This is a genomic window from uncultured Friedmanniella sp., from assembly GCF_964244285.1.
In the GTDB taxonomy this organism is placed as follows: domain Bacteria; phylum Actinomycetota; class Actinomycetes; order Propionibacteriales; family Propionibacteriaceae; genus Microlunatus.
Genome location: NZ_CAXTHT010000002.1, coordinates 199,926 through 213,748 on the forward strand (window position 1 = coordinate 199,926; position 13,823 = coordinate 213,748).

Here is a 13,823-nt window from a genome sequence, read left to right on the forward strand (position 1 = left end):
GCTCCGGTTCCGGGGTGGTTGGGTCAGACGGGGACAGGCGTGCGGACGGGCAGGTGCAGGAAGCTCTGCGCGTTGCGGTCCAAGGCCGCCTCCCTCTCGTCATCGGTGAGGTACTCCGAGTCCTGCAGGTAGGCGACGGCCTCGACGAGCGAGGCGTGGGTCTCGTCGCTGCCCAGCACGAGGCGGTCGGCGCCGTACGTGTCGCGGACGGCGGCGAGCGTCAACGGCAGGTCCTGGGTGCTGCAGTCGAACCAGAACCGCCTCAACCCGTCCAGCGGATGCTCCTGATCGCTCACCAGGCCGTCCAGGTAGTGCGGCCGGCCGTCGGCGCGCGCCATGGCCATGCTGCGGCCGATGGCTCGTTCCTGGCGCGGCCACAGGAACGGGAGGATCCCCCCGCCCAGCGCGAAGACGAACTGCAGGTCGGGATAGCGGGTGGACAGACCGGAGAAGAGGATCCGGGTCGGGGCCAGGGCGATCTGCAGCGGGCTGCCGTAGGCCATGCTGAGGTTCCAGTCGCCGAGCCCGGGATGGATCTCGGAGTCGGTTCCCACCGGATGGATGTAGACGGTGGTGGCACCGTGGCGGGCGAGGTTGGCCCAGAAGGGCTCGAACGAGGGGTCGTCGATGGGGACGCCGGAGATCGAGCACGGCAGACCGACCCCGACGATGGCCGGGTCGGCGAGGGCCCGCTCGGTTTCGGCGATCGCCTCGTCGAGGTGGGGCAGGGGAACGGTGGCGAAGCCACGGAACCGGCCGTCGAAGCGTGCGCAGGCGTCGCTGTAGAGGCCGTTGATGAACTGGGCGGCCGTGACGGCGTCAGCAGGGTCGTCCAGCACCGTGTTGAGCCCGACCGCGGAGAAGACCTGGTAGTCGACGTCCACGGAGTCCATCACCGCGAGCCGGTCGGCGAGGTCGTCGGGCTGGCCTGGGAAGCGTTTCAGGTCGGTCCGGCCGAGGTCGATCAGCAGGTCCAGGTAGCTCTGGGCCCAGTAGTGGGCGTGGACGTCGATACGCACGGTGCTGCCTTCCGGTTCCGGGGTGTTCTGGTCGGTCATCAGGCGCTCCGGTAGGCCGGGCGCACCTCGTCGGTGGTGAGCGCAGGAAAGGGACGGACGCCCACCTGCGGGAACACCTCGTCAACGAGGAGCCGGTGCATGCGGGTCATCAGCTCGGGGTCATACATCCCGACCGTCGTGCGGACGTTGACGTGTTCGATGCCCGCCGCCTCGTACTCCTTGAGCTGGCGGGCGACGGTGTCCGGCGCGCCGACGAAGAGCCAGGACTGCGCGAAGATCGAATTCGCGATGAAGGGGTCCTTCTTGGGCCCCGGGACCGGCAGGCCCAGCCGCTCGGGGTCGACCGCCGAGAGGTCCTCCTCAGCCATCTGCCGCATCGTGCGGGAGTCAAGGCTGCGGTCCATCCAGAAGGCCCGGCCCATCGTCCGCTCCGCCAGCTCCCACGCTTCGTCGTCGGTGTCGGCGACGACGACGTTGCGCGTCACCAGGGACAACCGGGCCGCGCTCTCGACGTGGGCGGCACCGAATCCGGAGTCGGCCATCCGCTGCCGGTGCGTGGCGAGGTCCCGGGCGGCGTGGGCCAGCAGGCACGGCCCCAGAAACAGCGGCCAGCCCCGCTCGGCGGCTTGGTGAATGGTGGCCGGGGTGTTCGTGCCGATCGCCAGCTGGGGCCCGCCCGCCCGCCAGGAGGCCGGCGCCAGCCGTCCGGTCAGCACCCCCTTGTCGAAGGGGGTGTCCACCACGAGCTCAGGGTCTCCGGGCTCGTGGGCGAGCGCCGAGGTGAGCACCTCCAGCCGGCTCGCGAAGGCCTCCGTGCGCTGCGAAGGCTGAAGACCGTGGTTGCGGTAGTCCGGTACCGGGCCCCCGCGGCCCATCGACATGCCCATCACGAACCGGCCGCGGAGCAGCAGGTCGGTGACCGAGCTGTCCTCGGCCAGCCGCAGCGGGTTGTGGAAGGTCAGCGGCACGATCGTCGTGCCCACCCAGGTCTCGCCGAGGTCGCCCGCCACGCGGGCGGCGGCGAGGAACGGGTTGCAGTAGGGCTCGTAGCCCGAGTAGTGCTGCTCGCCGAAGGTCACCATCGCCGCGCCGGCCCGCGCGACCTCGACGGCTTGGGTCAGGCACAGGTCCACGACCGCTGGGTCGTCTGCAGCTCGGGTGGAGATCGGGCCCAGGAACACCGACAGGTGCATCAGCTCTCCTCGTGCTTGGTGGCTCGGTTCAGCCGTCGCGGTCTGCGATGACAAGAGGTCGGGATGCCGGTGGTCATGCGGCACCGGCGACCAGGTCGAGGAAGGTGCCTCCGTGGAACACGAGCGGGGTGCCACCCTGCGACGCGCTCCAGGCCGTGACGGCAGCGATCACCAGCTCGTGGTCGCCGACGGGGTGGAGGTCGGCGATGGTGCAGTCGAACCACCCCAGCCCGTCCGGCAGCACCGGGTGACCGGCTGGGCTGAGGGTCCACTCGCGGCCGCTGAAGCGGTCGGTGCCCGGCTGGGCGAAGCGTCGGCACAGCGGCCCGTGCGCGGCCGCGAGCACGCTCACCGCGAAGCCGCCCACCCCTCGCAGCCGGGGCCACGTCGTGCTGGTGCGCGCCGCTCCGAAACCGAGCAGGGGCGGATCGAGCGAGATCGAGGAGAACGAGTTGACCGCCATCCCGGCTGGTCCGTCCGGGGTCGTCGCGGCGACGATCACGACGCCGGTGGCGAACCGGCCGCACGCGGCGCGCAGGGACCGGTGCCGATCGGGATCAACTGGCCGGGTCGCTGCTGTCGCCACTGCTCGCCTCCGCTGACCGGTGGGCGGGAGCCGCCCGGGTGACCCACCGGGACAGGTCGTCCGGTGACATCACCACGGTCACACCCACCGCCGCCATCGGGGAAGACGCCATTGCCGATGGTCGTCATCGGTCCCGCCTATGGCTCGAGGGAAGCTCCCACGGCCGCGATCCGCTCACGCAACCAGATGTGCTCCGCGTCGCGCTCGAGCTGCGGGTGCCACCACAACGCGACCACCAGGGGTCCCGTGGACACCGGGCACTCCAGCACCCGCAGACCGGAGGCCGGCATCGCCCGGGCGACCCGCTCCGGCACCATGGCGATCCGATCTGTGCCCGGGACCAGCAGCGGCAGCGCGAGGAAGGAGTTCACGACGGTCTGGACCCTGGGGTTGACCCCGGCCTCGACCAGACTGCGCATCCCCATCGGATCAGTGCCGAGATCGACGGAGAGAGACGCCCACGGCAACCGATCGAGGTCCTCGACGGTCAGTTCCTCGCCCACCGTGCGGTTCCTGCCGTCGACCAGACAGACCCAGCGGTCGCGGAACACGTCGAGGTGAGGTGCGTCGTGGAACCAGCCATGGGGCATCAGGACGCCGTCAACCGCGCGGAGCCGGTCAAGGTCGGTGGCGAAGGGTCCCGGGCTGATCTGACGCAGGTGCAGGCTGGCATGCGGCGCTCGCCACAGCAGGTCAGCGGAGAGAGCCGGGCCGACCACCGCGGCACCGTAGTCGGAGGTGACCACGACGAACTCACGGGTTGAGCTGGCCGGCTCGGCCAGCGGCTGCGCCACGAGCACCCGGTGCACCTCGTCCAGAGCCAGGCCCGTCCGTTCCGCGAGGTGCATTCCCAGAGTCGTCAGCTGGTAGGCGTTGCCCGACCGGTAGAGCAGCTCGTCGTTGAAGTGCCGTCGCAGCCGGGCGAGGGTGCCCGAAACCGTCGGCTGGGTGAGTCCGAGCCGGTGCGCCGCCCGGGTGACGCTGCGCTCTTGCAGGACCGCGTGAAGCGTCGTCAAGAGGTTGAGATCGAGGTTGGCCACGCCATCATCCTGCCCGCCGCCGGTGGGCCGTCAGGCGCACCGGCGGCGAAGGTTCGCCGCGTCCGCAGTCAGCGTCGGTCGGCCGGGTCGGCGGGATCCACCGGGTCGGCGGGGTCTACCGGATCTATCGGGTCTGTGGGGTCTACCGGGTCTGTGGGGTCCACCGGGTCTGTGGGGTCCGCGAGCAGGTCCGTCAGGTCAGCGGGCCCCGGGGGCGTGGGCGGGGTGGGAGGAGCGGGCGGGCTGGGCGGCCCGCTGGCCTGAGGCTGCTCCCAGGGTGCGCCCTCGCGGCCCCAGATCGGGTCGTGGCCGGCGGACGGGCGGGGAGCCGGGCCGGGGGTGGGCGGCGGAGGTGCAGGGCTCGGGAAGCCCTCTGCCCCGGACCGGCGGTCCTCGGGCATCAGGAAGTACGCGATCAGGTAGAGCAGCACCGGCGTGCCGCCGGTGAGGACCGTCAGGACCGCGACCAGCACCCGCACCACCGTGGCGTCGATCTTCAGGTAGCGGGCCACGCCGCCGCAGACGCCGGCGATCACGCGGTCGCTGGTGCTGCGCTCGAGCCTGCGGGGAGGTGGGGAGTAGGTGCTCATGGGTCGGTGTCCTCTCAGGGCGGTGGGGTCAGGCAGGTTCACGGTGTGGTCCTCGAGTACGGGGGGGCGGTCACGGCGAGCGGCGGGACAGGGCCAGGCCGATCACGCCGACGGCCACCAGCGCGAGTGGCGCCAGCGTCTTCAGCAGTGACCAGTCCAGGGACCCGACCACGGACAGCCAGAGCGCGGCTGCGGCGGTGCCGGTCAGGACGAGGCCGAAGACCAGGGCGACCACGTCCAGCTTGGCCCGTGGGGTGGGCGGTGGGGGGCTCATCGACGGACCTCGAGCTGGCCGCGGTCGACCGAGAGGTGGAGGGTCAGGGTCCGGGCTCCCGGCACGGCGGTGCCGGCGGGTCGGCTCCCGGTGAGGTGCGACCCGCCTTCGACCTGCTCGCCGCCGAGCTGCACCGCACCCACGCCCACCTGGTAGTCGACGACGACGTTGCCGCCCACGGGGGCGACGACGACCAGCTGACCGGTGCCGACGTGGGCCGCGTAGCTCGCGTCGGCCGCGCTCGTCAGCGTGCTGAGGTCCACGACCAGCTGCCCGGACTGCAGATCGTCGCCGGCCGCGGGCAGCTCGGCGACGCTGACGTAAGACCGCTTCGTCTGGGTCCAGTGGTCCAGGTGGGTGACGGGGCCGAGCACCGTGGTGGCCACGACGACCGGTACCAGCAGCAGCCCGAGGGGCAGCAGCCCGCGGGCCCGTCCCAGCCAGGTCGCCGCGACCAGGGTGAGACCGACGACCAGCAGGGCAGAGGCGGCGTAGACGGCCGGGGTGATGCTCACGCCGGACTGGTCGGCGAAGCCGAGACCCGCCAGCACGAGACCGAGGACGGCCAGCGCGCTCAGCCGCAGTCGGCGAGCCGCGAGCCGGTCGCCGCCCCGAGGGGGTCGGGCGGCGACCGCGCCCGCGGATGCTGGGTCCTCGGCGTCGCGGGGAGCGTAGAGGCCGACCGGGTCGGGTGCGGCCAGGAAGGCGGCTCGAGCTGCGAGCTCGGGGTCTGGTTCGGGAACCGGGGCGGGGGCTTGGACCGGCGTCGGCGCCGGGGTGGGCAGCACCGGCCAGGTGGTGGAGGCGCTGGTCGCCGGGGCAGCCGGGACGGGGGCTCCGTGCTGCCGGGTGTGCTCCTCGATCCGGAGACGCCAGGACTCGGCGGCCTCGCTGAAAGGGGTGGGGAACGCAGTGGCCGAGACGGACCGCGGCAGGGGGTCGGGGGCGGAGGGCGCCGTCCCGGGCTGCGGTCGACGCGTCCGGTAGAACCCGAAGTACCAGATGCCGGCCAGGATCACCGCCGGCCCGACGCCGAAGGGACTCAGCGCCCCGAAGGTGGAGAAGACGGCGACGCAGGCCGCGACCACCAGGACCACCCAGACCCGCCTCGGCCACCGGCGGGCACCGGACCCGAACAGGTCGTCCAGCGGAGCCCGGCTCTGGCCCGTGACCGGGATCAGCAGCCAGCCGAAGAGGTAGAGCACGACGCCGACGCCACCGCTCAGTGCGAGCAGCACCCAACCGACGCGCACGAGCACGGGGTCGACGTCCCAGTGCTCGGCCACGCCGCCGCAGAGTCCCGCCACCTTGGTGTCGGTCGCGCTGCGGCGGACGTTCCAGATCGAGCTCATGGGCCCATCCTCGGCGGCCGTGGAGCTAGGCACCATCGGGGACGACCCCCAACCGGCCCTGCCTGTGAGGGGAGGGTCCGGGTCGTCCCTGGTGGCCAGGACCGCCAGGCCGTGGAACTCTTGGTTCACGATGTCCACCACCGACGGCAGCCGCGTGGCACCCGCGCCCGGTCCCACCCTGCCGCCTGTCCTCTCCACGACACTGCCTCCTGCGACACCTCCCTCCGCACTCCTTCCCCCCACGGCCCCGGCTTCCGTTGAGGGCCCCGAGCCCGCTCCCAGCCGCCCCCGCGCCACCAGGGTGTCCGAAGGGGCGGTGCTGGGGGGCGTCTGCACCGGTCTGGCGCGGCACCTCGGCTGGCCGGTGATGGCGATCCGAATCGGCTTCGTGGCCCTGATGATCTTCCAGTTCATCGGCGTCCTCGCCTACGGCGCCCTGTGGCTGTTGATGCCGGCGCAGGCCTCGGTCGCCGCACCCGGGCTGGAGTCGGCGAGCCGGGCTGGGCTCCGGGACCGCTCCCCGGTACGACGCCGGGTCGACTGGGGCATGATCGCGGCGCTGACGGCGCTGGGGGCCGGACTGATCTGGCTGGTGCAGACCACGGGCCACGGCGTCAGCGCCCGGCTGTTCTGGCCCATCGCCTTCGCCTGCGCCGGGGCCGCCCTGGTCTGGCGGCAGGCCGACACGGTCCAGCAGAAGCGCTGGCAGGCCGACGCCGGTGGCCGGGTCTGGCTGGCTCCGTTCGTGGCCCGCGGCGGGTGGCCGGCCCTGGTCCGGGTGGTGATCGGGCTGGGTCTGGTCGGGGCCGCGTTCGGCCTGGTGGTCGCCCAGCAGGGGAACCTCGACCAGCTGCCGCAGGTGCTGGCCATGACCACCCTCGCTCTTGCCGGCGTGGGCATCGTGGTGGCGCCGTGGCTGCACCGCTCCCGCACGGCCCTGCAGACGGCCCGGTCGGAGAAGGTCCGCGCCGACGCCCGCGCGGACATGGCCGCCCACCTGCACGACTCGGTGCTGCAGACCCTGGCTCTGATCCAACGGCAGTCCGAGGACCCCAGGGCCGTCTCGCAGCTGGCTCGCCGGCAGGAGCGCGAGCTGCGCACCTGGCTCTACGGCGAGGAGCTCGCAGGCACCACCCTCAAGGCTGCGCTCACCGCGGCCGCTGCGGAGGTCGAGGACGAGCGGGCGGTACCGGTCGAGCTGGTCGTGGTCGGCGACGCCGATCCGTCGGAGGCCGTCCAGGCGCTGGCGCAGGCGGCCCGTGAGGCGATGGTGAACGCGGCCAAGCACTCCGGAGCGGACAAGATCGACGTCTACGCCGAGGTGGGTGAGGACGGGGTCGAGGTCTTCGTCCGCGACCGGGGGCGCGGCTTCGACCCGGACGCCATCGGTGAGGACCGGATGGGCGTCAAGGGCAGCATCATCGACCGCATGACGCGCCACCACGGCACGGCGACGATCCGTTCCCGACCCGGGGACGGCACCGAAGTACGACTGGAGATCCGATCATGACCGACCCGACAACCCCCTCCGGCCAGCCCCCGGCGGCCCTGACCCCGCCGCCCGAGCGGACCGGCCCCTACCGGGTGGTCGTGGTCGACGACCACGCGATGTTCCGTACCGGCGTCAAGGCCGAGATCGGGCAGGCGGTCCGGGTGGTGGGTGAGGGCTCCGACGTCGACTCCGCCGTGGCCGCCGTCACGGCCACCCGCCCCGACGTGGTGCTGCTGGACGTGCACCTGCCCGGAGGCGGCGGCATCGAGGTGCTGCGCCGGGTCCACCAGACCGTCCCCGACCAGAAGTTCCTCGCCCTCAGCGTCTCCGACGCGGCCGAGGACGTGATCGGGGTGATCCGCGCCGGCGCCCGCGGCTACGTGACCAAGTCGATCGACGGCCGTGAGCTGATCGACGCGATCCGCCGGGTGGCCGAGGGGGACGCGGTCTTCTCCCCGCGGCTGGCCGGCTTTGTGCTGGACGCCTTCTCGGGTGCGATCGACCTGGCCACGGTGGACGAGGACCTCGACCGGCTCTCCACCCGCGAGCGCGAGGTGCTGCGGCTGATCGCCCGCGGCTACGCGTACAAGGAGGTGGCGCGCGAGCTGTTCATCTCGATCAAGACCGTCGAGACCCACGTCAGCAGCGTGCTGCGCAAGCTTCAGCTCTCCAACCGGCACCAGCTCACCCGCTGGGCCACCGACCGCCGCCTGGTCTGACCAGCCCGGGAACGAACGAAGCCCGGCCGACCACGAGGGTCGACCGGGCTTCGTGCGGTGCTGGAGTCAGGCGCGGGCACCGGACCGACGCTGGACGAAGCCGTAGATCAACAAGACGATGATCGCCCCGACAATCGCGGTGATCAGACCCGACGGGCTGAAGATCTTGTTGTAATGGATGTTGAAGATGAGCCCGCCGAGGAATCCTCCCAGGAGCGCGCCCACGATGCCGAGGACGATGGTGGCAAGCCAGCCGCCACCCTGACGACCGGGGAGGATCGCCTTGGCGATCGCACCTCCGATGAGGCCGATGACGATGTAACCGATGATTGTTCCCATGGCGAGTAGGTTACGCCGTACCTCACCCCTGATCAGGCAGGGCGCGGGGTGGCTCAGGGGTACAGTTCCGGCATTTCAGGGTTTGTCCTGACGACCGGAGCGGCATCCGGTGAGGTCTGGGGGGCTCGTCTACGCTCGCCTCGTGCACCTGGCGTACGAGCTCGTCGTACTGGTGCACCTCGTCGGTTTCGCAGCTCTGCTCGGCGGGGTCCTCTCCCAGCTGCGCGCGGCTGAGCCCGAGGTCAGCGGCGTGATGCTCTGGGGCGGCCTGATCGAGCTCGTCACCGGGGTGGTGCTCGTCGTCCTCGAGGTGACCGGCTCCGGAACGGTGTCGTGGTGGCCGCTCGTCCTCAAAGGAGTCATCACCCTCTTCGTGGTGCTGCTGCTGGTCCGCAACCGGCGCTTCCTCTCCGTGCCGCGGGGCCTGTGCGCCCTGATCACCCTGCTCACGCTCGTGGCGGCCGCACTCGCCGTCCTCTGGCCGTCCCCGCCGGGGCAGTAGGGTTCGAGAGTCCGGCAGGGTGATCGGAGAATGTGAGCGGAGAAGAGGACGAGATGGCCAGGGGTCGCGGGTGAGACTGAGCGCTCGAGTCGACTACGCCCTGCGCGCGATGTCGGAGCTCGCCGCCGCTGACGCACCCCGGACCGTCGAGCAGCTCTCAGGAGCCCAGCGGATACCGAACAAGTACCTGGAGAGCATCCTGGGCGAGCTGCGGCGGGGCGGCCTGCTGCGTAGCCAGCGTGGCCCCGACGGCGGCTACCGCCTTGCCCGTCGGGCCGCCGAGATCAGCATCGCCGACGTGATCCGTGCCCTGGACGGTGAGCTGGCCAACGTCCGAGGCAGCCGTCCCGAGCACCTGGAGTACGTCGGCGCCGCCGCCTCCCTGCAGGAGGTCTGGATCGCTCTCCGCGCCTCGGAGCGACTGATCCTGGAAGGCGTCAGCCTCGCCGACGTCGCCGCCGGGAAGCTGCCGGCACCAGTGGTCGACCTGGTGGCCAACCCCGCCGCCTGGAAGTAGTGCTGACGGGACCCCACCACAGCGCGTGTGCCCGATCCGCACCGAAACCTGCGCCGCCGTACTGAGGAGGAGCGGATGAACACGCTCTTCGTTCATCCGAGACGACGAAGTAGGCGGGCTAGAGCAGGATTCGCGAGGCGAGCGGAGCGAGCCTCAAAGTAACGGCCGAAACGGCGTCAGCACCGTCTCGGAGAACTTCACCATGGCGTGCCGGCGGGACCAGGCGGGGAGGGTCAGCTCGACGGTGTTGGAGGAGTCGAGGCGGAAGATCTCCTCCATCTGTCGGGCGACGTCGGCGTTGTAGACCTCCATGTTGATCTCGTAGTTGCCCGACAGGCTCAGTCGGTCGAGGTTGGCCGTGCCGATCGTCGACCACTGCCCGTCGATCGTCGCGGTCTTCGCGTGCACCATGGCGCCCTGGTAGAGGAACAGCCGGATCCCGGCCCGCAGCAGCTGGCCGTAGAACCCTCGGGACAGCCAGTCGGCCACGATGTGGTTGGACTCGGCCGGCACGATGATGCGCACGTCGACGCCGCGCCGCGCGGCCCGGATCAGGCTGTCGAGGATGTCGGAGTCGGGGATCAGGTAGGCGTGGGTCAGGTAGATGTGGTGGGAGGCCCGCTCGAACGCGTCGAGGTAGACGCTGCGGATCGGGTAGACGAGGTTGCGCGGGATGTTGCGGTGGATTCGCATGTCGGGCTGCCAGGTCAGGCCGCCGACGTCGGGCAGGGCGGGTCGACGGCGACCCCGGTTGAGGTTCCAGAAGTCGATGAACGCGTTCTCGGCGTCCCAGACGATGTCGCCGGTGAGCCGGGCGTGGGTGTCGCGCCAGTCGGTCGCGTACAGGCTGCCGATGTTGTAGCCGCCGAGAAAGGCGACGGACTCATCGACCACCATCAGCTTGCGGTGGTCGCGGCCGGAGTTGCGCAGACCCGGCCACAGCCGCGCAATGGGGTGCCGCCGGACCGAGATGCTCGGCGGGAAGCGGTAGAAGCGGCGCGGCACGACGAGGTTGGCGAACTCGTCGAAGATCACGTACACCTTGACCCCGCGTTCGGCCGCGGCGATCAGGGCGTCCTTGAACTCCTGGCCGACCGGGTCGGACTTCCAGATGAACGTCTCGAAGAAGATCTTGGTTCGCGCCTGCCGGATGGCGCCGAGCATGTCGCGGTAGAGGTCCTCGCCGTAGGTGTAGACCGTCACCTCGGAGCTGCCGGCGGTGACCGAGCGCGGGGCCACGCGGGGAAAGACGACAGGCTTGCGGACCTTCTTGCGGCGGTGGTCCACCACGGCGAGCGCCAGCAGGGTCGCGCCCTGCACCGACGCCACCACCAGCAGGACCTGTCGCAGCACCCGGCGCACCCGGGACCTCCTCCACCACATGGCTCTAACCTAACCCTGCCGTCCGAGGGCCGCCGGCGATCCGGGGCCGCTCCAGAAGGCGAGGCACAGGGTCGTTGTCAGTCCTGACGTCTAGGGTTGTCCCGACATGACGAGCCTGCCCCAGCCCTCGTTCGACGTCCCCGGTCCGACCGGCGACCTGTTCGGCGAGGTACCCGACCTGTTCGGAGAACGAGCGATGCCGCGATCCCGCAAGGCGGCCTCCCGGCTCAGCGCGGAGGCCCTGCTGGAGGGTCTCAACCCTCAGCAGCGCGAGGCCGTGACCCATGAGGGCGCTCCCGTCCTGGTGGTCGCCGGAGCGGGTTCGGGCAAGACGAGGGTGCTGACGCGGCGGATCGCGTACCTGGTCGGTGAGCGGAAGGTCCACCCGGGCTCGGTCCTGGCCATCACCTTCACCAACAAGGCGGCGGCCGAGATGCGGGGCCGGGTCATCGAGCTGGTCGGCAACCGGGCCAAGCTGATGTGGGTCTCGACCTTCCACTCGGCCTGCGTGCGGATCCTGCGGTCCGAGATCGGCCGCTTCGGGCTGGCCCGCAACTTCTCGATCTACGACGACGCCGACTCCAAGCGGCTGATGCAGCTGGTCGCCAACGACCTCGAGCTCGACCCCAAGCGATTCCCGGTCCGGATGATCATGAACTGGGTGTCGAACTGCAAGAACGAGCTGGTCGATCACGAGACGGCGCGGGCCCGGGTCAGCGAGGGCAGTGTCGAGCAGTCCTACGCCGAGGCGTACGGGGAGTACCAGCGGCGCCTGGTGGCGGCGGACGCGCTCGATTTCGACGACCTGATCATGACCGCCGTGCACCTGCTGCAGGCGTTCCCCGACCTGCGCGAGCAGTACCGTCGCCGCTTCCGGCATGTGCTGGTCGATGAGTACCAGGACACCAACCACGCGCAGTACGTGCTGATCCGCGAGCTGTGTTCCGCCGACATCGAGCCCGGGCCGGAGACCGTCGCCGCCGAGCCGCCGGAGCTGATGGTGGTGGGGGACTCCGACCAGTCGATCTACGCCTTCCGCGGAGCGACGATCCGCAACATCAACGACTTCGAGTCCGACTTCCCGGGCGCCCGGACGATCATGCTCGAACAGAACTACCGCTCCACCCAGACGATCCTCAGCGCGGCCAACGCGGTGATCACCCAGAATGCGGGCCGCAAGCCCAAGAACCTGTGGTCCGACGCCGGCGACGGCGCCCCGGTGGTCGGCTACGTGGCCGACACCGAGCACGACGAGGCCCAGTTCGTGGCCGGCGAGATCGACCGGCTCAGCGACGCGGGCGAGAGCCGCTACGGCGACGCCGCGGTGTTCTACCGCACCAACGCCCAGTCGCGGACGTTCGAGGAGGTCTTCATCCGCGTCGGCCTGCCGTACAAGGTGGTGGGCGGCGTGCGCTTCTACGAGCGCCGCGAGGTGCGCGACGCGATCGCCTACCTGCGAGCCATCAGCAACCGCGCCGACGACGTGTCCGTGCGGCGGATCCTCAACGTGCCCAAGCGGGGGATCGGAGACCGGGCCGAGGGGGCGGTGGCTGACCACGCGGCCCGGATGCGGATCAGCTTCGGCGAGGCGCTGCGCCGCGTCGACGACATCCAGGGTCTCGCCACCCGCTCCGCGAACCAGCTCCGGGGCTTCGCGGACCTGATGGACTCCCACGAGGCGATGGTCGCCGAGGGGGCGCCCGCCGACGCCGTCCTGACCAGCGTCCTGGAGCAGTCGGGATACCTCGCCGAGCTGCAGGGCTCGGCCGACCCGCAGGACCAGACCCGGCTCGAGAACCTGATCGAGCTCGTCACCGTGGCGCGGGAGTTCGTCAGCGGGGTGGCCGTGCTGGCCGCGGCGGACTACGGCGACGTCGACGCTCCCGAGGACGGGCAGGCGCCGGACGGGGTGGACGAGTTCGGGGTGCTGCGAGGCGTCGACCCGCTGGCGGTTGCGCTGGATCCGGAGCAGGACCTGGCCGCCGGCGCGGCCGAGGTGGACGCCTCGCTCGGCGCGTTCCTGGAGCGGGTGGCCCTGGTGGCCGACTCCGACCAGATCCCGTCCTCACCCGACGCCGAGAACGCGGGGGTGGTGACCCTGATGACGTTGCACACGGCCAAGGGGCTCGAGTTCGACACCGTCTTCCTGACCGGCTGCGAGGACGGGGTCTTTCCGCACCAGCGGGCGCTGTCCGACCCGGCCGAGCTGGCCGAGGAGCGCCGGCTCGCGTACGTCGGGATCACCCGGGCGCGGAAGCGGCTCTACGTCTCCCGTGCTGTCGTCCGTGCGGCGTGGGGGACCCCGCAGCACAACCCGCCCAGCCGCTTCCTGACCGAGATCCCGGACCGGCTGCTGGACTGGCGTCGGACCGAGCGGGCCGTCACCTCGTGGCGGAACACCTCGGCCACGTCGCGCTCGAACACGAGCTGGCGAAACACCGTCGGCTACGGGGCCGGGAAGCCCATCGGTCGGAAGGTGCCGGTGCTGACGGCGGGGGACCGGGTGCTGCACTCGACCTTCGGCCTCGGATCGGTGGTGGCCACCTCGGGTGCCGGCGACGACGCGAAGGCCGACGTCGACTTCGGCTCCGCCGGGCTCAAGCGGCTCTCGCTGCGCCACGCCCCGCTGGAGAAGCTCTAGCCCGTCCGGGCCCGCCCCGACTCCGGCCCCAGTCGTTCCCCCGCCTCAAACCAGGCGGTCACTTCACACCCCCCAGGCTCACGGCACACCCCAAGGGACGGCGTGTCGGAGCGCGTAGGGCTGTGAAGTGACCGTCCGGGCTCTGCCCGGGGAGGCGAGCGGCGGGAGGGGTGGGG

Annotated in this window: 14 protein-coding genes; 5 read left to right on the forward strand and 9 right to left on the reverse strand. The window is 71.2% G+C overall.

Annotated features, from left to right (window positions below):
• Positions 1 to 23 precede the first annotated feature (23 nt).
• The 7 genes from ACFE7W_RS05220 to ACFE7W_RS05250 form a co-directional block, all read right to left on the reverse strand.
• Positions 24 to 1,058, reverse strand: a complete 1,035-nt coding sequence (locus ACFE7W_RS05220; protein ID WP_375423729.1) for an amidohydrolase family protein — start codon at positions 1,056 to 1,058, stop codon at positions 24 to 26.
• On the reverse strand, positions 1,058 to 2,212 hold the full coding sequence (locus tag ACFE7W_RS05225; RefSeq protein ID WP_375423730.1) for an LLM class flavin-dependent oxidoreductase: 1,155 nt from the start codon (positions 2,210 to 2,212) through the stop codon (positions 1,058 to 1,060). Before ACFE7W_RS05225 ends, ACFE7W_RS05220 begins: the two co-directional genes overlap by 1 nt.
• Before the next feature lie 73 nt (positions 2,213 to 2,285).
• Positions 2,286 to 2,798: a flavin reductase family protein gene (locus ACFE7W_RS05230; RefSeq protein WP_375423731.1), complete on the reverse strand. Its 513-nt coding sequence runs from the start codon at positions 2,796 to 2,798 to the stop codon at positions 2,286 to 2,288.
• 137 nt (positions 2,799 to 2,935) lie between these two features.
• The gene (locus ACFE7W_RS05235) at positions 2,936 to 3,838 is read right to left on the reverse strand and encodes a LysR family transcriptional regulator (protein ID WP_375423732.1); all 903 of its coding nucleotides are present in this window, start codon (positions 3,836 to 3,838) and stop codon (positions 2,936 to 2,938) included.
• 68 nt (positions 3,839 to 3,906) lie between these two features.
• Positions 3,907 to 4,428 carry a PspC domain-containing protein gene (locus tag ACFE7W_RS05240; protein ID WP_375423733.1) on the reverse strand — a complete coding sequence of 174 codons (522 nt, stop codon included), beginning with the start codon at positions 4,426 to 4,428 and terminating at the stop codon, positions 3,907 to 3,909.
• Between the two features lie 70 nt (positions 4,429 to 4,498).
• Positions 4,499 to 4,702 carry a hypothetical protein gene (locus ACFE7W_RS05245; RefSeq protein ID WP_375423734.1) on the reverse strand — a complete coding sequence of 68 codons (204 nt, stop codon included), beginning with the start codon at positions 4,700 to 4,702 and terminating at the stop codon, positions 4,499 to 4,501.
• Positions 4,699 to 6,054, reverse strand: a complete 1,356-nt coding sequence (locus tag ACFE7W_RS05250; RefSeq protein WP_375423735.1) for a PspC domain-containing protein — start codon at positions 6,052 to 6,054, stop codon at positions 4,699 to 4,701. Before ACFE7W_RS05250 ends, ACFE7W_RS05245 begins: the two co-directional genes overlap by 4 nt.
• 130 nt (positions 6,055 to 6,184) lie before the next feature.
• On the opposite strand from ACFE7W_RS05250, the gene ACFE7W_RS05255 reads away from it, so the two are divergent.
• Positions 6,185 to 7,564 (forward strand): PspC domain-containing protein, encoded by a 1,380-nt coding sequence (locus tag ACFE7W_RS05255; protein ID WP_375423736.1) that lies wholly within the window; start codon positions 6,185 to 6,187, stop codon positions 7,562 to 7,564.
• A complete protein-coding gene (locus tag ACFE7W_RS05260; RefSeq protein WP_375423737.1) occupies positions 7,561 to 8,265 on the forward strand; it encodes a response regulator in 705 nt (234 codons plus the stop codon). Before ACFE7W_RS05255 ends, ACFE7W_RS05260 begins: the two co-directional genes overlap by 4 nt.
• Before the next feature lie 66 nt (positions 8,266 to 8,331).
• Here the strand turns inward: ACFE7W_RS05260 and ACFE7W_RS05265 are convergent, their stop codons facing one another.
• Complete coding sequence (locus tag ACFE7W_RS05265) at positions 8,332 to 8,604, reverse strand: GlsB/YeaQ/YmgE family stress response membrane protein (RefSeq protein WP_375423738.1); 273 nt, start codon at positions 8,602 to 8,604, stop codon at positions 8,332 to 8,334.
• Between the two features lie 142 nt (positions 8,605 to 8,746).
• Between ACFE7W_RS05265 and ACFE7W_RS05270 the strand changes: the two genes are divergently transcribed.
• Both ACFE7W_RS05270 and ACFE7W_RS05275 read left to right on the forward strand, forming a co-directional pair.
• On the forward strand, positions 8,747 to 9,106 hold the full coding sequence (locus ACFE7W_RS05270) for a hypothetical protein (protein ID WP_375423739.1): 360 nt from the start codon (positions 8,747 to 8,749) through the stop codon (positions 9,104 to 9,106).
• A 70-nt stretch (positions 9,107 to 9,176) separates the two neighbouring features.
• Entirely contained in the window at positions 9,177 to 9,623 is a 447-nt protein-coding gene (locus tag ACFE7W_RS05275; RefSeq protein ID WP_375423740.1) for an RrF2 family transcriptional regulator, read from the forward strand.
• 153 nt (positions 9,624 to 9,776) lie between these two features.
• On the opposite strand, the gene ACFE7W_RS05280 is transcribed toward ACFE7W_RS05275, so the two are convergent.
• On the reverse strand, positions 9,777 to 11,006 hold the full coding sequence (locus ACFE7W_RS05280; RefSeq protein WP_375423741.1) for a phosphatidylserine/phosphatidylglycerophosphate/cardiolipin synthase family protein: 1,230 nt from the start codon (positions 11,004 to 11,006) through the stop codon (positions 9,777 to 9,779).
• Between the two features lie 196 nt (positions 11,007 to 11,202).
• On the opposite strand from ACFE7W_RS05280, the gene ACFE7W_RS05285 reads away from it, so the two are divergent.
• Entirely contained in the window at positions 11,203 to 13,647 is a 2,445-nt protein-coding gene (locus ACFE7W_RS05285; protein ID WP_375424209.1) for a UvrD-helicase domain-containing protein, read from the forward strand.
• Positions 13,648 to 13,823: the final 176 nt, after the last annotated feature.